This window comes from Streptomyces sp. NBC_00557 (genome assembly GCF_036345995.1).
Taxonomy (GTDB): domain Bacteria; phylum Actinomycetota; class Actinomycetes; order Streptomycetales; family Streptomycetaceae; genus Streptomyces.
In genome coordinates this window covers 2,043,852-2,064,053 of the sequence record NZ_CP107796.1, presented here as the reverse complement: position 1 = coordinate 2,064,053, position 20,202 = coordinate 2,043,852, and the positions used below count along the sequence as shown (strand labels likewise).

The window sequence follows — 20,202 nt, the reverse complement described above, 5'->3', positions numbered from 1 at the left end:
GGACGCTGCTCACCCGCCGCTGACCGCCGTTCACGTTTCTCCCAGCCGGTGACCGTGCTTGGCGATTCTCCCGGCCGGTGACCGTGCTTCGCAGTTCTCCCGGCCGGTGACCTGCTTCGCCTTTCACGCGGCCGCCGACCGCCCTTCGCGTTTCCCTCGGCCGCCGACCGCCGTTCGCGTTTCCCTCGGCCGCTGACCGCCCTTCGCGTTTCACCCGCCGATTGCGCCCTGCGCGTTCACCTGCGGTTGCCGCCTTCACGGTTCGCCCCCCGGATACCGCCCCGTCGCGGTGGTACCGATGAGGTTGACCGGGGACGCGGTGTGCAGGATAGATGTATGGACCTTCGAATCTTCACCGAGCCCCAGCAGGGGGCCACCTACGACACCTTGCTCTCCGTGGCGAAGGCGACCGAGGACCTCGGCTTCGACGCCTTCTTCCGGTCCGACCACTACCTCCGCATGGGCAACGTCGACGGCCTGCCCGGCCCCACGGACGCCTGGATCACCCTGGCCGGCCTGGCCCGCGAGACCCGCCGCATCCGCCTCGGCACGCTGATGACGGCCGGCACCTTCCGGCTGCCCGGCGTGCTCGCCATCCAGGTCGCCCAGGTCGACCAGATGTCCGGCGGCCGGGTGGAGCTGGGCCTCGGCGCGGGCTGGTTCGAGGAGGAGCACCGGGCGTACGGCATCCCGTTCCCGAAGGAGAAGTTCGCCCGGCTGGAGGAGCAGCTGGCGATCATCACCGGGCTGTGGGCGACCGAGGTGGGCAAGACCTTCGACTTCCACGGCACGTACTACGACCTGACCGACTCGCCCGCGCTGCCCAAGCCCGCCCAGAAGAAGGTCCCGGTGCTCATCGGCGGCCACGGCGCGACCCGTACGCCGCGGCTGGCCGCGCAGTACGCGGACGAGTTCAACATCCCCTTCGCCTCCGTCGAGGACAGCGCGCGGCAGTTCGGCCGGGTGCGGGCCGCCGCCGAGGAGGCCGGCCGCGGCGCGGACGCGCTGACGTACTCCAACGCGCTCGTGGTCTGCGTCGGCCGGGACGACCGGGAGGTCGCCCGCCGCGCCGCCGCGATCGGCCGCGAGGTGGACGAACTGAAGGCCAACGGCCTGGCCGGCTCCCCGGCCGAGGTCGTCGACAAGATCGGCCGGTACGCCGAGATCGGGTCCCGGCGGATCTATCTGCAGATCCTGGACCTCCACGACCTGGACCACCTGGAACTGATCTCCGCACAGGTCCAGGCACAGCTGCCGTAGGGCGCACGACCGCCCGGGAAGGCGGACCCGACCCCACCGTGACGATCCGCCGTGACGACGGCCCCGTGACCGGAACCCGACTCCGGTCACGGGGCCCGCGACTCCTCCCGCGGGCTCACACCATCTCGCGGAGGCCGATCCCACCGGGGCCTTCGTGAGACATCGGTGAAGTCGATGTGCCGGAACTGTGGGTTCCATCACGGCGTCCGTGATCGGGACCTGATCGGATGGCCGGGTGCGCAGAGTCCTCCCCCTCGCCCTCACCGGCCTGTTCGCCCTGTCGGCCTGCCAGTTCGCCGGTCACGACGACCCCGCCGACAAGGCCCGCGGCCTCGACACCATGGCCGCGCTCCCGCTGCACGCCTACGTCCCGGATCGCGGGTCGGACGGCGCGAAGGCCGTCGGCAGGGCCCAGTGGATCCTCGGGAAGCAGTGCATGGTCCGGCTGGGCTTCACCGGATTCGCGGCGCTCGACACCGAGGCCGTCGCGTCGACCGACCCGGTCCGGCAGGACACGATCACGGAGGACGCCGACATGCCCGGCGACGACACGCCGTACGGCGTCGTCGACCCCGACCTGGCCGCCGAACACGGCTACCACAACCGCACGCCGGACTCCGCCGGCCGGTACCAGAGGTGGCCCGCCGACCAGTACGCCGCGCTCACCGGATCCTTCCGGCCCGGCGACAGCCACGTCACCCACGGGCACCGCATCCCCGAGGGCGGCTGCCTGGGCCAGGCGATGCGGAAGATCTACGGCGCCCCGCCCAAGGCGACCGAGGTCGCCGGCATCAAGCTGTCCGGCTACTACTCGCTCGCCCTCGAACTCTGGCACGACTCCCGCGCGCAGGCGAGCAAGGACCCCGCCTGGAAGAAGGCGGACCGTGCATGGTCGGCCTGCATGAGGAAGCAGGGCTTCCGCTACGCCACCCCGGAGAAGGCCACCTCCGACTCCGACTGGTTCGGGCACACCGAGCCGTCGGAGAAGGAGAGGAAGACGGCGACCGCCGACGCCCGCTGCAAGCTCCGCACCGGCTACGTCCCCGCCGTCCACGCCGTGGAAGTCCGGACGCAGAAGGCCGCCATCGCCCGGCACCGGCAGAGCCTCGACGCGCTGCGGGCGGCCGACGAGCGGGCGGTGCGGACGGCGCGGAAGATCGCCGGCCACGCGTCGTGACCACCGGTGCACGGTGAGAAAACCGGTGGTCGGCGCGGCTGGATACCGGAAGACTCGGACGCGTGTTCCTGACGATCTCCACGCGCGGCGACGCCGCCCACCCGGCCACCGACCTCGGGTACCTGCTGCACAAGCACCCCCACAAGGCGCAGAAGTTCTCCACGTCGTACGGCACGGCGCACGTCTTCTACCCCGAGGCGGACGACCGGCGCTGCACGGCCGCGCTGCTGCTGGAGGTCGACACGCTCGCGCTGCTCCGGCGGGGCAAGGGCAAGGGCCGCGGCGGCGCCCCCGACGCGGCCCTCGCCCAGTACGTCAACGACCGCCCCTACGCGGCCTCGTCGCTGCTCGCGGTGGCGCTCAGCGGCGTGTTCTCCAGCGCGATGAAAGGCACCTGCCACGCCAGGCCCGAACTCCCCGAGCAGCCGAGGCCGTTGCGCATCGAGGTGCCCGCGCTGCCCGCCCGTGGCGGAGCGGAGCTGGTACGGCGGCTCTTCCAGCCGCTGGGCTGGACGGTCGCCGCCGAACCGGTCGCCCTGGACGCCGAGTTCCCCGAGTGGGGCGACTCGCGCTATGTGCGTCTCGTCCTGGAGTCCGAGGTCCTGACCCTCGCCGCGGCCCTGCGCCATCTGTACGTCCTGCTGCCGGTCCTGGACGACGCCAAGCACTACTGGGTCTCCTCCGAGGAGGTCGACAAGCTGCTGCGGGCCGGTGAGGGCTGGCTGCCGGGCCACCCGGAGCAGAAGCTGATCACCAGCCGGTATCTCTCCCGCCGCTGGTCGCTCACCCGGCAGGCGATGGAGCGGCTGGAACTGGTCCGCCTGGCCGAGGCCGACGACAGCGAGGTCGAGGAGATCGACAACGCCGTCCCGGAGGACACCGGGGCGGATGCCGAGGCGACAGAAGCCGAGGGGAATGGGGCCGACAGGACAGAGGCCGAGGGGACAGGGGCCGAGGCGACGCGGCGCGGGGAGGCGGACGCCGGGGAGGCCGGGCCCGGGGAGAGGCCGGCCCCGCTCGCCGTCCAGCGCCGCGAGGCGATCCTCGCCGCCCTGCGCGACCACGGCGCCTCCCGCGTCCTCGACCTCGGCTGCGGGCAGGGCGAACTGGTCCGGGAGCTGCTCAAGGACGTCCGGTTCACCGAGATCCTGGGCGTCGACGTGTCCGTGCGGGCGCTCACCATCGCCTCCCGGCGGCTCAGGCTCGACCGCATGGGCGAGCGGCAGGCGTCCCGCGTCAAGCTCGTGCAGGGCTCGCTCGCCTACACCGACAACCGGCTCAAGGGCTACGACGCCGCCGTGCTCAGCGAGGTGATCGAGCACCTGGACCTGCCCCGGCTGCCCGCCCTGGAGTACGCCGTGTTCGGGCACGCCCGCCCGCGCACCGCCCTCGTGACCACCCCGAACGTCGAGTACAACGTCCGCTGGGAGACCCTGCCCGCCGGGCACACCCGGCACGGCGACCACCGCTTCGAGTGGACGCGCGAGGAGTTCCGCGCCTGGGCGCAGGCGGTGGCCGGACGGCACGGCTACACCGTGCGGTTCGCGCCCGTCGGACCGGACGACCCCGAGGTCGGCCCGCCCACGCAGATGGCCGTGTTCACGATCGACACCGAGAAGACCGAGAAGGAGGCGAAGGCCGCATGACCGAGCCGCGGAAGCAGGGGCGGGTGCTCCCCGTCACCGACCTCTCCCTCGTCGTGCTCGTCGGCGCCTCCGGCTCCGGCAAGTCCACCTTCGCCCGCCGGCACTTCAAACCGACCGAGGTGATCTCCTCCGACTTCTGCCGCGGACTGGTCGCCGACGACGAGAACGACCAGAGCGCGTCCCGCGACGCCTTCGACGTGCTGCACTACATCGCCGGCAAGCGGCTGGCCGCCGGCCGCCGCACCGTCGTCGACGCCACCAGCGTGCAGCAGGACGCCCGGCGTCAGCTGATCGACCTGGCCAAGCAGTACGACGTGCTGCCCATCGCCATCGTGCTCGACATACCGGAGGAGGTGTGCGCCGAGCGCAACGCGGCCCGCACCGACCGCGCCGACATGCCCCGCCGGGTCATCCAGCGCCACATCCGCGAACTGCGCCGGTCCCTGCGCCACCTGGAGCGCGAGGGCTTCCGCAAGGTGCACGTGCTGCGCGGGGTCGAGGAGGCCGAGAACGCCACCGTCGTCACGGAGAAGCGGTTCAACGACCTGACCCACCTCACCGGCCCCTTCGACATCATCGGTGACGTCCACGGCTGCTCCGCCGAACTGGAGGCGCTGCTCGCCAAGCTGGGCTACGCCGACGGCGTGCACCCCGAGGGCCGTACCGCCGTGTTCGTCGGCGACCTGGTCGACCGCGGCCCGGACACCCCGGGCGTGCTGCGCCGGGTGATGGCGATGGCCGAGTCGGGCAACGCCCTGTGCGTGCCCGGCAACCACGAGAACAAGTACGGCCGCTACCTCAAGGGCCGCAAGGTCCAGCACACCCACGGGCTCGCCGAGACCATCGCGCAGATGGAGGGCGAGAGCGACGAGTTCAGGGAGCGGGTCCGCGCGTTCCTCGCGGGACTGGTCAGCCACTACGTCCTCGACGGCGGCAGGCTGGTCGTCTGCCACGCCGGCCTGCCCGAGAAGTACCACGGCCGCACCTCCGGCCGGGTCCGCTCGCACGCCCTGTACGGCGACACCACCGGCGAGACCGACGAGTTCGGGCTGCCGGTGCGCTACCCCTGGGCGGAGGACTACCGGGGCCGCGCGGCGGTGGTCTACGGCCACACCCCGGTCCCCGAGGCCACCTGGCTCAACAACACCATCTGCCTGGACACCGGCGCCGTCTTCGGCGGCAAGCTGACCGCGCTGCGCTGGCCGGAGCGCGAACTGGTCGACGTACCGGCCGAGCGGGTCTGGTACGAGCCGGCGAAGCCGCTGCGCTCCGAGGCGCCCGGCGGGCACGACGGCCGGCCGCTGGACCTGGCGGACGTGTACGGCCGCCGGGCCGTGGAGACCCGGCACGCCGGCCGGGTGGCGGTCCGCGAGGAGAACGCGGCGGCGGCCCTGGAGGTCATGAGCCGCTTCGCGATCGACCCGCGCCTGCTGCCGTACCTGCCGCCGACCATGGCGCCGACGGCGACCTCGCGGGTCGAGGGCTACCTGGAGCACCCCGAGGAGGCCTTCGCGCAGTACGCGGCGGACGGCGTCGCGCGGGTCGTGTGCGAGGAGAAGCACATGGGCTCGCGGGCGGTGGCCCTGGTGTGCCGGGACGCGGAGACGGCCCGCAGGCGGTTCGGCGCGGAGGGTCCCACCGGGTCGCTGTACACCCGTACCGGCCGGCCGTTCTTCGACGACGGGAAGGTGACCGAGGAGATCCTCGGCAGGCTCCGCTCGGCGGTCGACAGCGCCGGGCTGTGGGACGAACTGGCCACCGACTGGCTGCTGCTGGACGCCGAGCTGATGCCGTGGTCGCTGAAGGCCTCCGGCCTGCTGCGCAGCCAGTACGCCGCAGTCGGCGCCGCGTCCGGCGCGGTGTTCCCGGGCGCGCTGGCCGCCCTGGAGGCCGCCCGGGCACGGGGCGCGGACGTGGGCGCCCTGCTGGAGCGGCAGCGGGAGCGCGCCGCCGACGCGGCCGCGTTCACCGCCGCCTACCGCCGCTACTGCTGGACCACCGACGGCCTGGACGGCGTACGCCTGGCCCCCTTCCAGCTGCCGGCCGTCCAGGGCCGCAGCCTCGCCGCGCTGCCGCACGACGAGCAACTGGCCCTGATCGACCGGCTGGTGGAGCACGACGGCACCGGACTGCTGCAGACCACCCGGCGGCTGTACGTCGACACGGCAGACCCCGAGTCGGTGCGCGCGGGCGTCGACTGGTGGCTGGAGATGACCGGCCGGGGCGGCGAGGGCATGGTCGTCAAGCCGGTCGGCGCCCTGGTCCGCAACGGCGACGGGCGGCTGGTGCAGCCCGGCGTCAAGTGCCGGGGCCGGGAGTACCTGCGGATCATCTACGGCCCCGAGTACACCCGCCCGGACAACCTCGCCAGGCTGCGGCAGCGGTTCCTGAACCACAAGCGGTCCCTCGCGCTGCGCGAGTACGCCCTCGGCCTGGAGGCCCTGGACCGGCTCGCGGACGGCGAGCCGCTGTGGCGGGTGCACGAGGCGGTGTTCGGGGTGCTCGCCCTGGAGTCCGAGCCGGTCGACCCGCGCCTGTAGCCGGCGCCGGCCTCCTCTCCGTCACACAACGCCCTTGTGTCGCTCACACATCTGTCCATATGGTGGACGGCTGCGGCACAAGGGTGTTCGCGCTGCGACGGGGAGGAACCGGCATGGAGATCAAGAAGGTCGTGGTCCGCGAGGAGGAGCGCGGCACCGGGCGTCGGCCCGCGATCCTGGAGAAGCGGCCGACCCGCTGAGCATGCGCGTCCACCTGGTCACGATGCCCTGGCATCCGCTCGACCTGCCCTCGCTCCAGCTCGGCCTGCTGAACCGGCTGGTCCGGCGCGCCGAACCCGGCGCCGAGGTGACCGAGTTCCACGGCTCGCTGCGCTGGGCGGAGTTCCTGCTGGAGCGCTCCGGCGGCCGGCTGCGGCCGCACGACTACGTCTCCGTCGGCAGCGACGCCGTCTTCCACGGCCTCGGCGACTGGGTCTTCTCCGGCGTCCTGTACGACGACCCGGACTGGGGCCTGGCCCGGCTGCGCGCCTACGCCGCCGAGCGGGACGTCTTCATCGGCACCGCCGTCGCCATGCGGCCGTACGCCGCCGCGTTCGTCGCCGCCTGCGCCGAGGAGGTGCTGGCGGCCCGGCCGGACGTCGTCGGGTTCACCAGCACCTTCATGCAGAACGTCGCCTCCCTCGCGCTCGCCCGCGAACTCAAGCGCAGGCGGCCGGAGTTGACGGTGGTCTTCGGCGGCAGCAACTGCGACGGGCCGATGGGCCACGCCCTGCACCGCAACCACCCCTTCGTCGACCACGTGGTCCGCGGCGAGGCCGAGTACGCCCTCCCGGCCCTGTTGCGGCACCTGGCGGACGGCACCGACCCCGTCGACGTGCCGGGCCTGTGCTGGTGGGACGGACCGGTCTCGCGCGCCAACCCCGCCGCCCGGCGGACCGTGGCCCCGGCCGACATCCCCGCACCCGACTACGACCAGTGGCAGGCCGCGCTGGACGCCTCCCCGGTGCGGGAGTACGTCCACCCGAAGCTCGTCGTGGAGGGCGCCCGCGGCTGCTGGTGGGGCGAGAAGCACCACTGCACCTTCTGCGGGCTCAACGGCTCCGCCATGACCTTCCGCGCCAAGCCGGGGGAGCGGCTGTGGGCGGAGATCGACCGGCTGGTGCGCCGGCACCGCGTCCTCGACGTGGTCACCGTCGACAACATCATCGACATGGCCTACTTCCGCGACTTCCTGCCCCGCGTGGTGGCAAGCGGCTGGGACCTGCGGCTGCACTACGAGGTCAAGTCCAACCTCACCGCCGCCCAGCTGAAGCTCCTCGGCGAGTCCGGCGCCGTGCACATCCAGCCCGGCATCGAGAGCCTGGGCAGCCGGGTGCTGGACCTGATGGACAAGGGTGTCACCGGCGCGCGCAACGTCCGCACCCTGCGCGAGTGCGAGAACCACGCCCTGACCTGCTCCTGGAACCTCCTCTACGGCTTCCCCGGCGAGACGGCCGACGACTACACCCCGGTGATCGACCAGCTCCCCGCGCTGGTCCACCTCCAGCCGCCGAGCGGCGCCCACCGCATCCAGCTGGAGCGGTTCAGCCCGCACTTCACCGACCCGGGCCTCGGCTTCGGCAAGCGCCGCCCGGCCCGGATGTACCAGCACGTCTACCAGCTGCCCGAGGACGAACTCGCCGACCTGGTCTACCTGTTCGACACCGAGGACGCCGGCATCGGCGGCCCGGTCGAGCGGCGCCTGCGGGACGCCGTGGTCGCGTGGCGCGCCGGGCACGCCGGCTCCCGGCTGCTGTTCGAGGAGGACGGGGAGCACCTCGTGGTCCACGACCGCCGGCACGGCCGGCCGCCGGCCGTCCACCGCTTCACCGGCTGGCGGGCCGAGGCCCTGCGCCGCCTTCAGGACGGCCGCACCGTCCGGGCCCTGCACCGGCTGCTGACCGCCGACGGCGGCGCGGAACCGACGCCGCGGGCCCTGGCGGAGTGGGTCCGGCAGGCCCATGACCTCGGCCTGCTGTTCCGCGACGGAGCCACCTATGTGTCCCTGCCGACCTGGGGCGAGCCGGTCCGCCTGCCCGAGGGCGCCGCATGAGCGCGCTGCCCGACGAGGTGCCGTACCGGCTCACCCGGCGAGGGGCCGACGTGGCACAGGCGCTGGACCTGAGCGGCGCGGGCCGGGCGACGGCGGAGGCGGTGCGCTTCCTGCGCGAGTGCGAGAGCCTGGGGCTGCACGTCGCCTGGCACGCCGCGGGCAGCCCGTCGTACGACCTCGGGGTGCTCCGCCATCTCCCGCCGCCCCTGGAACTGCCCGGTCACGAGGCCGAGTTGGCGGACTGGCGGGCCGCCTACTCCTACGGAAGGCTCCATCACCGGCGCGGGCCCGGCTTCGTCACGGTCCTGGACCGCAGACAGCGGGGCACGGCCGTACGGCTCACCCTCGACCACCCCGGTCTGCTCGCCGCCTTCCTCCGCCTGCAGGAACCCGAGCCGCTCGACGCCGTCGACCCGGAGGCCCTGGACCTGCTCACCGCCGAGCGGCTGGTGCTGGCCGCCGGGGGCTGGGCCGTCGCGCTGCCTCCGCGCATCCGCCGCTGGCCGGTCCCCTGTACCGCGATCTGACCGACGGCCCCGCTTCTCGTCAGTGGGACGAAAACAGGAGCGGACGGAAACGGTCGACTAGGGCGTGAAGACGGGCGCGGACGGCCAGGATGGAGGCATGGCATACCACGTCGACTCCGAGGCCGGACGGCTGCGCCGGGTGATCCTGCACCGGCCCGACCTCGAGCTCAAAAGGCTCACCCCGAGCAACAAGGACGCCCTCCTCTTCGACGACGTGCTGTGGGTGCGCCGGGCGCGCGCCGAGCACGACGGGTTCGCCGACGTCCTGCGGGACCGCGGCGTCGCCGTCCACCTCTTCGGCGACCTGCTCACCGAGACGCTCCGGGTGCCCGAGGCCCGCGCCCTCGTCCTCGACCGGGTCTTCCACGAGAAGGAGTACGGCCCCCTCGCCGCCGGCCATCTGCGCGCCGCCTTCGAAGCGATGCCCGCGCGGGAGCTGGCCGAGGCGCTGGTGGGCGGCATGACCAAGCGGGAGTTCCTTGAGGGGCACGCGGAGCCGACCTCCGTCCGCTTCCATGTGATGGACCTCGACGACTTCCTCCTCGGCCCCCTGCCCAACCACCTGTTCACCCGCGACACCTCCGCCTGGATCTACGACGGGGTCGCCATCAACGCCATGCGGCTGCCCGCGCGGCAGCGGGAGACGGTGCACTTCGAGGCGATCTACCGGTACCACCCGCTGTTCCGCGACGAGACCTTCCACGTCTGGTCCCAGGGGCAGGCCGACCACCCCTCCACCATCGAGGGCGGCGACGTCCTCGTGATCGGCAACGGCGCCGTCCTGGTCGGGATGAGCGAGCGCACCACCCCGCAGGCCGTGGAGATGCTGGCGTACAAGCTGTTCGCGGCGGGCTCGGCGCGCACGATCGTCGCGCTCGACATGCCCAAGCGGCGCGCCTTCATGCACCTCGACACCGTGATGACCATGGTCGACGGGGACACCTTCACCCAGTACGCCGGGCTCGGCATGCTGCGCTCGTACACCATCGAGCCGGGGGTCTGCGAGAAGGAACTGAAGGTCACCGACCATCCGCCGGAGCACATGCACCGCGCGATCGCCGCCGCGCTCGGCCTCGGTGAGATCCGGGTGCTGACCGCCACCCAGGACGTGCACGCCGCCGAGCGCGAGCAGTGGGACGACGGCTGCAACGTGCTCGCCGTCGAGCCCGGGGTGGTCATCGCCTACGAGCGCAACTCGACCACCAACACCCACCTGCGCAAGCAGGGCATCGAGGTGATCGAGATCCCGGGCAGCGAGCTGGGCCGGGGCCGGGGCGGGCCGCGCTGCATGAGCTGCCCGGTCGAGCGGGACGCGGTGTAGCGCCGTCCGCAGAACGAGATGCCGTATAGAAATGTGGAGGATCGTATAGACTTCCAGTAGTCACGTGTTCTCGTACCCTCTGGAGCGCCCCATGGCGACAGCCCCGACCGCCCTCGCCGGCCGCCACTTCCTCAAGGAGCTGGACTTCACCGAGGAGGAGTTCCGCGGCCTGGTCGAGCTGGCAGCCGAGCTGAAGGCGGCCAAGAAGGCGGGCGCCGAGACGCAGTACCTGCGTGGCCGGAACATCGCCCTGGTCTTCGAGAAGACCTCGACGCGCACCCGCTGCGCCTTCGAGGTCGCCGCCGCCGACCAGGGCGCCCGCACCACCTACCTCGACCCCTCCGGCTCCCAGATCGGGCACAAGGAGTCCGTGCGGGACACCGCCCGGGTGCTCGGCCGGATGTTCGACGCCATCGAGTACCGCGGCGACAGCCAGGCCAAGGTCGAGGAGCTGGCGGCGTACGCCGGGGTGCCCGTCTACAACGGGCTCACCGACGACTGGCACCCCACCCAGATGCTCGCCGACGTGCTCACCATGACCGAGCACAGCGCCAAGCCGCTGCGCCAGATCGCCTTCGCCTACCTCGGCGACGCCCGCTTCAACATGGGCAACTCCTACCTGGTCACCGGCGCCCTGCTCGGCATGGACGTGCGGATCGTGGCCCCCAAGAGCTACTGGCCCGCCCAGGAGATCGTCGACCGCGCCCAGGAGCTGGCCGCCTCGAGCGGCGCCCGGATCACCCTCACCGAGGACACCGCCGAGGGCGTCGCGGGCGCCGACTTCGTCGCCACGGACGTGTGGGTCTCCATGGGCGAGCCCAAGGAGGTCTGGGCCGAGCGGATCGACGCCCTCGCGCCGTACGCCGTGACCATGGACGTGCTGCGCGCCACCGGCAACCCGGACGTGAAGTTCCTGCACTGCCTGCCGGCCTTCCACGACCTGGGCACCCAGGTGGGCCGCGAGATCCACGAGACCTACGGCCGCGACTCGCTGGAGGTCACCGACGAGGTCTTCGAGTCCGCGCACTCGGTCGTCTTCGACGAGGCCGAGAACCGCCTGCACACCATCAAGGCGGTGCTGGTCGCCACACTCGGCCGGCGCGCCTAGTCCCCCGTCCCCACCAGCCCTTATCCTGGCCGGCGGCCCGGCACCACCCCAGCCTCGGGCCGTCGCCGCGACCCACCAGGTCGCCCCGTACATCCCAGAAACGAGCACCACCCGCAATGCCCGCTCCCCGCATCAAGTCCCCGCACCTGCTGGTCGCCGAATCCGGCGCCGACCGCGAGGGACACGGCCTGAAGCGCACGATGGGCCTGTTCCAGCTCATCTGCTTCGGCGTCGGCGCCATCGTCGGCACCGGCATCTTCGTCGGCCTCTCCGACTCCGTCGCCCAGGCCGGTCCGGCCGTCGTCGTCTCCTTCGTCCTCGCCGCGATCACCTGCGTCTTCACCGCCTTCTCCTTCGCGGAGCTGGGCGGCGCGATCCCGGTCTCCGGCTCCTCGTACTCCTTCGCCTACGCCGGCCTCGGCGAGTCCACCGCCTTCCTGGTCGGCTGGTGCCTGCTGCTGGAGTACGGCGTCTCCATCTCGGCCGTCGCCGTCGGCTGGAGCCAGTACGTCAACGAGCTGCTGCACAGCCTCACCGGCCTGCAGCTTCCGGCCGCGCTGTCCGCGGGACCCGGCGACGGCGGGATCGTCAACCTCCCGGCCGTGATCGTGATCGCCATGGCGTCCGTCCTGCTGGTGCGCGGCGTGCGCGAGAGCGCGCGGGCCACGGCCGCCATGGCCGCCGTCAAGCTCGTCATCCTGCTGGCCTTCTGCGCCGTCGGCTACAGCGCCTTCAAGCACGGCAACCTCACCCCGTTCTCCCCGGCCGGCCTCGGCGGCATCGGCGCGGGCACCACGGCCGCGTTCTTCTCCTACATCGGCTTCGACGCGATCACCACGGCCGGCGAGGAGGCCAAGAACCCGCGCCGGGACATCCCCGTCGCGATCATGGTCTGCATGGGCATCGTCACCCTGCTGTACTGCGCGGTCGCCGTCGCCGCGATCGGCGCCATCGGCAGCGACCAGGTCGCCGGCCGCCCCGCCGCCCTCTCCTACGTCGTCAACGAGGTCACCGGCTCCACCGTCGGCGGCGGAGTCGTCGCCTTCGGCGCGGTCGTCGCCATCGCCTCCGTCGTCCTCGCCGTGATGTACGGCCAGACCCGCATCCTGATGTCGATGTCCCGGGACGGCCTGATCCCGCGCGTCTTCGAGAAGGTGAACCCGAAGACCTCCACCCCGGTGGCCGGCACCCTGATCGTCGCCGTGGTCTTCGCGCTCCCGGCGGCCTTCGCCTCGCTGGACGCCGTGATGAACCTGTGCACCATCGGCACCCTCGCGATCATGGCCGCCGTCAACATCGCGGTGATCACGCTGCGCCGCCGCGAGCCGGGCCTCAGCCGCAGCTTCCGGGTGCCGCTGTACCCGGTGGGTCCGCTGCTCGGCGTCGCCTTCTGCCTGTACCTGATGTACGAGACCGGCTGGCAGACCTGGATCCAGTTCGCGGTGTTCCTCGCGGTGGGCCTCGCGATCTACGCCGCCTACGGCCGCCGGCACTCCACGCTGGCCCAGGCCGCGCCCGAGGTCACGCCGAGCGCCGCCGCTGAGCGGGAACCGCAGGGAGTCTGAACCACACCGCCTTGCCCCGCGGGGTGGGGCGGTGCCCGCAGGACGAGCTGAGGGCGCGGATCAGCAGCAGCCCGCGCCCGCCCTCCTGCCAGACGTCGGGCTCCTCGATCACCGGCCGGGTCAGATGGCCGGGCGGGGCCGGGTCCGGGTCGTGCACCTCGACCTGGCAGCCGCCGGGCAGCAGCTCCACCACCAGCTCGATCGGGCCGCGCCCGGCGGTGTGCTCCACGGCGTTGGCCACCAGCTCCGCCGTGAGCAGCTCCGCGGTGTCGCAGTCGGCCGGGTGCTCCACCTCGGCGAGGGCCGAGCGCACCAGGGCACGGGCCGCGGGCACCGCCGCCGCGGTGTGCGGCAGCGCGATCCGCCAGGAGGCCGGTTCGGTGGTGGGTTCGTGCAAGGCGAGTCCGTTCATGGAGCAGGCTGTCCTGCTTTCGACTGTAGAGATGGTACGGGCCCGGCCCCGGTGGCCGACGGCGGGCTGCGCCCGGGACCCTCGGCCCCGGTACCGGGCGGCCTACCCATGCGAACGGCCCGGCTCGCCCGCTCGCCCCCACTGTTACGGCGCTGTCGCCGACCGGTGACGCACGTGACCGGATCCGGCCGGACCACCGAGGCCTGTCGCGTGGTCGTGACGACAGTCACAAACAAGTGATAACTTCATGGGACAGCGCAACGTACGGCACCGCCGCCCAAGGAGGCCGCACGTCATGAGTCCCTTCACCGGCTCCGCCACCCGCACCCGCGACTGGGGGCACCTGCGCCTCCAGGTCGCCGACGGGGTCGCCACCGTCACCCTCGCCCGCCCCGAGAAGCTCAACGCGCTCACCTTCGGCGCCTACGCCGACCTGCGCGACCTGCTCGCCGAGCTGTCCCGGGAGCGCTCCGTGCGCGCCCTGGTGCTGGCCGGCGAGGGGCGGGGCTTCTGCTCCGGCGGCGACGTCGACGAGATCATCGGCGCCACCCTCGGCATGGACACCGCACAGCTCCTCGACTTCAACCGGATGACCGGTCAGGTGGTCCGGGCGATCAGGGAGTGCCCCTTCCCCGTGATCGCCGCCGTCCACGGCGTGGCGGCCGGCGCCGGAGCGGTCCTGGCGCTGGCGGCCGACTTCCGCGTCGCCGACCCGAGCGCCCGCTTCGCCTTCCTCTTCACCCGCGTCGGCCTGTCCGGCGGCGACATGGGCGCGGCCTATCTGCTGCCCCGTGTCGTCGGCCTCGGCCACGCCACCCGCCTGCTCATGCTCGGTGAACCGGTCCGGGCCCCCGAGGCCGAGCGGATCGGCCTGGTCAGCGAGCTGACCGAGGAGGGACACGCGGACGAGGCCGCGCAGGCCCTGGCCCGCCGCCTGGCCGACGGCCCGGCCCTGGCGTACGCGCAGACCAAGGCCCTGCTGACCGCCGAGCTGGACATGCCCCTCGCGGCGGCCGTCGAACTGGACGCCTCCACCCAGGCCCTGCTGATGAACGGCGAGGACTACGCGGAGTTCCACGCGGCCTTCACCGAGAAGCGCCCCCCGAAATGGCGAGGAAGGTGAGCGCGCATGCGTGTGGCGGTCATCGGCGGCGGCCCCGGCGGGCTGTACGCGGCGGCGCTGCTGAAACGGCTCGACCCGGCCCGTGAGATCACCGTCTGGGAGCGCAACGCCCCGGACGTCACCTTCGGCTTCGGCGTGGTCCTCTCCGACGAGACACTCGGCGGCATCGAACACGCCGACCCCGTCGTCTACGAGGCCCTGCAGCGCGACTTCGTCCGCTGGGACGACATCGACATCGTGCACCGGGGCGTCACGCACCGCTCCGGGGGGCACGGCTTCGCCGCGCTGGGCAGGCGGCGGCTCCTCGCGATCCTGCACGAGCGCTGCCGGTCCCTCGGCGTGGACCTGAGGTTCTCCACCGAGGCGCCCCGCGCGGAGACGCTCTCGGCCGCGTACGACCTCGTCATCGCCGCGGACGGGGTCAACAGCACCACCCGCGCCGCCCACGCCGACGTGTTCGAGCCGCACGTGACGACACACCGCTGCCGCTACATATGGCTCGCCGCCGACTTCCCCTTCGACGCCTTCCGCTTCGAGATCGCCGAGACCCCGCACGGCGTGATGCAGCTGCACGGCTACCCCTATGCCCACCCGTCTCCCGACCACCACCCCTCCACGAGGCCCTCCGGGCCGCAGGATCAGTTCGGCGCCTCGACCGTGATCGTGGAGATGCGCGAGGAGGTGTGGCGGGCGGCGGGCTTCGACGAACCGGAACCGGGCGAATCCATCGAGCGCTGCGCCAAGATCTTCGCCGACGCGCTCCGCGGCCGCCCCCTGCGCTCCAACAACTCGGCCTGGACCAGCTTCCGTACGGTGGTCAACGGCCGCTGGTCCCACGGCAACGTCGTCCTGCTCGGCGACGCCGCGCACACCGCCCACTTCTCCATCGGCTCCGGCACCAAGCTGGCCGTGGAGGACGCGCTGGCCCTGGCCGCGTGCCTGGAGGAACAGCCGGACGTGCCCAGCGCGCTGTCGGCCTACGAAAAGGAGCGCAAGCCGGTCGTCGCCTCCACCCAGCGGGCCGCCCGGGCGAGCCTGGAGTGGTTCGAGAACCTGCGGCTGTACCTGGACCAGCCGCCCCGCCAGTTCGCCTTCAACCTGCTCACCCGCAGCCGCCGCGTCACCCACGACAACCTCCGGCTGCGCGACGCCCACTTCACCGAGGCGGTCGAGCGCGAGTTCGGCTGCCCGCCAGGCACGCCGCCGATGTTCACCCCGTTCCGGCTGCGCGGCCTGACCCTGCGCAACCGGGTCGTGGTGTCCCCGATGGACATGTACTCCGCCGCCGACGGCGTCCCCGGCGACTTCCACCTCGTCCACCTGGGCGCCCGCGCGCTCGGCGGGGCCGGACTGGTCATGACCGAGATGGTGTGCGTGAGCGAGGAGGGCCGCATCACGCCGGGCTGCGCCGGTCTCTACACCGGCCGGCAGGCCGAGGCATGGCGGCGGATCACCGACTTCGTGCACACCCGGGCGCCCGGCACCGCGATCGGCGTCCAGCTCGGCCACTCGGGCCGCAAGGGCTCCACGCAGGTGATGTGGGAGGGCATGGACGAGCCGCTGCCCCGCGGCAACTGGCCGCTCGTGGCCGCCTCCCCGCTGCCGTACAAACCGGGCAGCCAGACGCCGCGCCAGCTCTCCCGGGCCCAGCTCACCGACATCCGCGAACAGTTCGCCGCCGCCGCCTGGCGGGCCGCGCGGGCCGGGTTCGACCTGCTCGAACTGCACTGCGCGCACGGCTACCTGCTCTCCGGCTTCCTCTCCCCGCTCACCAACCACCGCACCGACGCCTACGGCGGCTCGCTGGAGCGGCGGCTGAGGTTCCCGCTGGAGGTCTTCGACGCCGTACGGGCGGTGTGGCCCGCGGAGCGGCCGATGACGGTCCGCATCTCGGCCACCGACTGGGCCGAGGGCGGCACCACCGCCGAGGACGCGGTGGAGATCGCCCGCGCCTTCGCCGCGCACGGCGCCGACGCGATCGACGTGTCCACCGGGCAGGTCGTGGCCGAGGAGCGGCCGGAGTTCGGGCGGTCGTACCAGACGCCGTACGCCGACCGGATCCGGCACGAGGCCGGCGTCCCGGTGATCGCCGTGGGCGCGATCTCCTCGTGGGACGACGTCAACTCCCTGATCCTCGCCGGGCGCACGGACCTGTGCGCACTGGCCCGCCCGCACCTGTACGACCCGCACTGGACCCTGCACGCGGCGGCCGAGCAGGGGTACGAGGGCCCGGGCGCCGTCTGGCCCGCGCCCTACCGGGCCGGCAGCCGCCGCCCCCAGACCGGCCGCACGGACGCCCCGAAGCCCCGGCTGACCCTCGGCCGCTGAATCGTCGGCGCTGCATTGCCGGCGGGACCGGCCGGGGCCGGTCACACGCCTTCCACGTGATTCGCACGGTTCCTGAACCGGTCCGTTATCGGCGGCTGTCTAGGTTCTTTCGAGCCATTCGGCACACCCCACGGACGAGCCCAGGGATCGAGACTGCGATGACTGACACCAGGCCGCTGCCCGAGCAGCCCGGATACGGATACGGACACGGATCCGGACACGGATACGGCCAGGGCCCGCACCCGGCCCACCGGTACGTGGAACCCGCGGTGCCGCCGGTCGCGCCGGTCGCGCCCGCCCCGCAGCGGCGCCGGGACGGCTCGGGCATCCGACGTGCCGCGCTGGTCATTCACACGATCGGCGACGTCGCGGCGGCCTTCCTCGGACTGTGGATCGTGCTGTACCTGCTGGAGGCCAATCACGCGAACGTGTTCGTCGGCTTCGTCGAAGACGTGGCCGACGCGCTGTCCTGGTGGTCTCAGGACATCTTCACGATGGACACGGAGAGCCTGCGGGTGCTGCTCAACTACGGCCTGCCCGCGGTGCTCTACCTCGCCCTCGGGCACGGCGTCGCGATGCGGCTGCGCCGCTTCTGAGACACGCGGGAAAGCCGGTCACAGCCCGGCGAACCCGGCCCCCGCGTCGCGCAGCCGGCGGTGCAGCCCCTGGAACACCTCCGCCGAGCGCAACCCCGGCCAGCCGGCGGGCAGCAGCCGGGTGGGCAGGCCGGGGTCCGTGTACGGCAGATGGCGCCAGGAGTCGAGGGCGAGGAGGTAGTCCCGGTAGGCCTCCTCGGGCGGGGTGTCCGGCCGGCGCTCCCAGGCGCGCAGCACCGGGCCGTGCGCGTCCAGGAAGCGCTCGTGCTCCTTGGCGATCGCGGCCAGGTCCCACCAGCGGGCGACCGCCTCGGCGGTCGGCGCGAAGCCCAGGTGCTCGCCGCGGAACAGGTCCACGTACGGATCCAGGTGCAGGCGGCGCAGGGTGTGCTCGGTCTCCTCGTACAGCCGGGCCGGGGCGATCCACACGCCCGGAGCCGCCGTGCCGAAGCCCAGGCCGGCCAGCCGGGAACGCAGCACATGCCGCTTCTGCCGCTCCGACTCCGGCACCGAGAACACGGCGAGCACCCACCCGGCGTCCGCGACGGGCGGCGTGGCGTAGATGCGGCGGTCGCCGTCCTCCAGCAACTGCCGTGCCTCGGGCGAGAGTTCGTAGCCCGCCGCGCCCTGTTCCGTGCGGGCCGGCAGCAGCAGGCCGCGGCGTTTGAGCCGGGACACCGAGGACCGGACCGAGGGCGCGTCCACGCCGACCGCGGCCAGGAGCCGGATCAGCTCGGCGACGGGCACCGGGCCGGGCATGTAGCGGCCGTACGCGCCGTAGAGCGTGACGATGAGGGACCTGGGGGCGTGCTGCTCGGTCACGTTGATCATTTTAAGTCGTCGGCGTCACGGCCGGTCACCCTCGCTGCGCAGCCGGAACCGCTGCAGCTTGCCGGTGGCGGTGCGCGGCAGCGCGTCGAGGAAGACGAACTCGCGCGGGCACTTGTACGGCGCCAGCTCGGACGTGAGGAAGGCGCGCAGGGAGTCCGCGTCGCGCCGGGCGCCCTCGCGCAGCACGGTGTAGGCGACCGCCACCTGCCCGCGGGCCTCGTCCGGGCGGCCCACGACCGCGGCCTCCACCACGTCCGGGTGCCGCAGCAGCGCCTCCTCCACCTCCGGGCCCGCGATGTTGTACCCGGCCGAGATGATCATGTCGTCGGCGCGGGCCACGTAGCGGAAGTAGCCGTCGGGCTCGCGGACGTAGGTGTCGCCGGTGACGTTCCAGCCGGCGCGCACGTACTGCCGCTGCCGCGGGTCGGCGAGATAGCGGCAGCCCACCGGGCCGCGCACCGCGAGCAGCCCGGGCTCGCCGTCCGGCACGGGCCTGCCGTGCGCGTCCTGCACCCGCGCCTGCCAGCCCGGCACCGGCACGCCCGTGGTGCCCGGCCTGATGTGCTCGTCGGCGGCGGAGACGAAGATGTGCAGCAGCTCGGTGGCGCCGATGCCGTTGATGATCCGCAGGCCGGTGCGCTCGTGCCAGGCCCGCCAGGTGCCCGCGGGCAGGTTCTCGCCGGCCGACACACAGCGCCGCAGCGACGTCACGTCGTACCCGTCGAGCTGGTCCAGCATCGCGCGGTAGGCGGTCGGCGCGGTGAACAGGACGGAGACGCGGTGCTCGGCGATCGCGGGCAGCAGCCGGCGGGGGTTCGCCTCTTCCAGGAGCAGGGAACTGGCGCCGGCCCGCATCGGGAAGACCACGAGACCGCCGAGGCCGAAGGTGAAGCCGAGCGGGGGAGAGCCGGCGAAGACGTCGTCCGGCCGGGGGCGCAGCACATGGTGCGAGAAGGTGTCCGCGATCGCCAGCACGTCCCGGTGGAAGTGCATGCATCCTTTCGGGCGGCCCGTGGTGCCCGAGGTGAACGCGATCAGGGCCACGTCGTCGGCGGCGGTGTCCACCGCCCGGTACGGCGTGCCCGGGGCGGGCCGGCGCAGCAGGTCGTCGGGGCCGTCCCCGCCGTACGTGGTGATCCGCAGCCCGGGTATGTCGGCCTTCGCCAGGTCCTCCACCGACCGGATGTCGCACAGCGCGTGCCGCACCAGGGCGATCTCGCACATCGTCGCCAGCTCGTGCGGGCGCTGCTGGGCGAGCACGGTGACCGCTATCGCGCCCGCCTTCAGCACGGCCAGCCAACAGGCAGCGAGCCACGGCGTGGTGGGGCCGCGCAGCAGCACCCGGTTGCCGGGGACCACGCCGAGGTCGCCGGTGAGCACGTGCGCGATCCGGTCGACGTGTGCGCGCAGATCGCCGTACGTCCAGGGGGGCCCGGCCGGGGTGCGGAAGACCGGGCGGTCCGCCGCCGCGTGGCCGAGCAGTTCGGCGGCGCAGTTCAGCCGCTCGGGATAGCGCAGCTCCGGCAGGTCGAAGAGCAGCTCGGGCCACTCGTCGGGGGGCGGCAGATGGTCGCGCGCGAAGGTGTCGACATGGGCCGAGCGATGCATGGCGGTTCGCCCCCTTGCCGTGACAAACGTCGAAGACGGGCGTCGTGGTGGGCACCGGCGTCCTGGTGGGCTCGCAGACCGAGCGTATCGTGTTGGTGACGGCAGTC

16 protein-coding genes are annotated in these 20,202 nt (G+C 72.9%); 13 read left to right on the top strand and 3 right to left on the bottom strand.

Annotation, left to right across the window (positions count from 1 at the left end; all coding sequences use genetic code 11):
- Positions 1-336: 336 nt before the first annotated feature.
- From OG956_RS08360 to OG956_RS08315, 10 genes are all read left to right on the top strand, one after another.
- A complete protein-coding gene (locus OG956_RS08360; protein ID WP_330337315.1) occupies positions 337-1,260 on the top strand; it encodes an LLM class F420-dependent oxidoreductase in 924 nt (307 codons plus the stop codon).
- A gap of 235 nt (positions 1,261-1,495) precedes the next feature.
- Positions 1,496-2,437: a hypothetical protein gene (locus tag OG956_RS08355; protein WP_330337314.1), complete on the top strand. Its 942-nt coding sequence runs from the start codon at positions 1,496-1,498 to the stop codon at positions 2,435-2,437.
- A gap of 62 nt (positions 2,438-2,499) precedes the next feature.
- Positions 2,500-4,083, top strand: coding sequence for a 3' terminal RNA ribose 2'-O-methyltransferase Hen1 (locus tag OG956_RS08350; RefSeq protein ID WP_330337313.1), 1,584 nt, complete (start codon positions 2,500-2,502; stop codon positions 4,081-4,083).
- The gene (locus tag OG956_RS08345) at positions 4,080-6,623 is read left to right on the top strand and encodes a polynucleotide kinase-phosphatase (protein WP_330337312.1); all 2,544 of its coding nucleotides are present in this window, start codon (positions 4,080-4,082) and stop codon (positions 6,621-6,623) included. Before OG956_RS08350 ends, OG956_RS08345 begins: the two co-directional genes overlap by 4 nt.
- Before the next feature lie 59 nt (positions 6,624-6,682).
- A complete protein-coding gene (locus tag OG956_RS08340) occupies positions 6,683-6,823 on the top strand; it encodes a hypothetical protein (RefSeq protein WP_330337311.1) in 141 nt (46 codons plus the stop codon).
- A 2-nt stretch (positions 6,824-6,825) separates the two neighbouring features.
- Complete coding sequence (locus OG956_RS08335; protein ID WP_330337310.1) at positions 6,826-8,676, top strand: RiPP maturation radical SAM C-methyltransferase; 1,851 nt, start codon at positions 6,826-6,828, stop codon at positions 8,674-8,676.
- Entirely contained in the window at positions 8,673-9,203 is a 531-nt protein-coding gene (locus OG956_RS08330) for a DUF5825 family protein (RefSeq protein ID WP_330337309.1), read from the top strand. The genes OG956_RS08335 and OG956_RS08330 overlap by 4 nt, the downstream gene beginning before the upstream one ends.
- Before the next feature lie 97 nt (positions 9,204-9,300).
- Positions 9,301-10,524, top strand: coding sequence for an arginine deiminase (locus OG956_RS08325; protein WP_330337308.1), 1,224 nt, complete (start codon positions 9,301-9,303; stop codon positions 10,522-10,524).
- 91 nt (positions 10,525-10,615) lie between these two features.
- Entirely contained in the window at positions 10,616-11,632 is a 1,017-nt protein-coding gene (argF, locus tag OG956_RS08320; protein ID WP_330337307.1) for an ornithine carbamoyltransferase, read from the top strand.
- 116 nt (positions 11,633-11,748) lie between these two features.
- Positions 11,749-13,197 carry an amino acid permease gene (locus tag OG956_RS08315; RefSeq protein WP_330337306.1) on the top strand — a complete coding sequence of 483 codons (1,449 nt, stop codon included), beginning with the start codon at positions 11,749-11,751 and terminating at the stop codon, positions 13,195-13,197.
- Here OG956_RS08315 and OG956_RS08310 read toward each other — a convergent pair.
- Positions 13,154-13,609 (bottom strand): ATP-binding protein, encoded by a 456-nt coding sequence (locus tag OG956_RS08310; RefSeq protein ID WP_330337305.1) that lies wholly within the window; start codon positions 13,607-13,609, stop codon positions 13,154-13,156. The genes OG956_RS08315 and OG956_RS08310 overlap by 44 nt on opposite strands.
- A 295-nt stretch (positions 13,610-13,904) precedes the next feature.
- On the opposite strand from OG956_RS08310, the gene OG956_RS08305 reads away from it, so the two are divergent.
- The 3 genes from OG956_RS08305 to OG956_RS08295 all read left to right on the top strand — a co-directional run bounded on the left by OG956_RS08305 (position 13,905) and on the right by OG956_RS08295 (position 17,656).
- Positions 13,905-14,732: an enoyl-CoA hydratase family protein gene (locus tag OG956_RS08305; protein ID WP_330337304.1), complete on the top strand. Its 828-nt coding sequence runs from the start codon at positions 13,905-13,907 to the stop codon at positions 14,730-14,732.
- A 6-nt stretch (positions 14,733-14,738) separates the two neighbouring features.
- Positions 14,739-17,060, top strand: coding sequence for a bifunctional salicylyl-CoA 5-hydroxylase/oxidoreductase (locus tag OG956_RS08300; RefSeq protein WP_330337303.1), 2,322 nt, complete (start codon positions 14,739-14,741; stop codon positions 17,058-17,060).
- Between the two features lie 269 nt (positions 17,061-17,329).
- Positions 17,330-17,656 (top strand): hypothetical protein, encoded by a 327-nt coding sequence (locus tag OG956_RS08295; protein ID WP_330342776.1) that lies wholly within the window; start codon positions 17,330-17,332, stop codon positions 17,654-17,656.
- Between the two features lie 18 nt (positions 17,657-17,674).
- Here the strand turns inward: OG956_RS08295 and OG956_RS08290 are convergent, their stop codons facing one another.
- On the bottom strand, positions 17,675-18,487 hold the full coding sequence (locus tag OG956_RS08290) for a PaaX family transcriptional regulator (protein ID WP_330337302.1): 813 nt from the start codon (positions 18,485-18,487) through the stop codon (positions 17,675-17,677).
- Positions 18,488-18,502: 15 nt separating this feature from the next.
- Entirely contained in the window at positions 18,503-20,200 is a 1,698-nt protein-coding gene (locus OG956_RS08285) for an AMP-binding protein (protein WP_330342775.1), read from the bottom strand.
- Between the last annotated feature and the right edge of the window lie 2 nt (positions 20,201-20,202).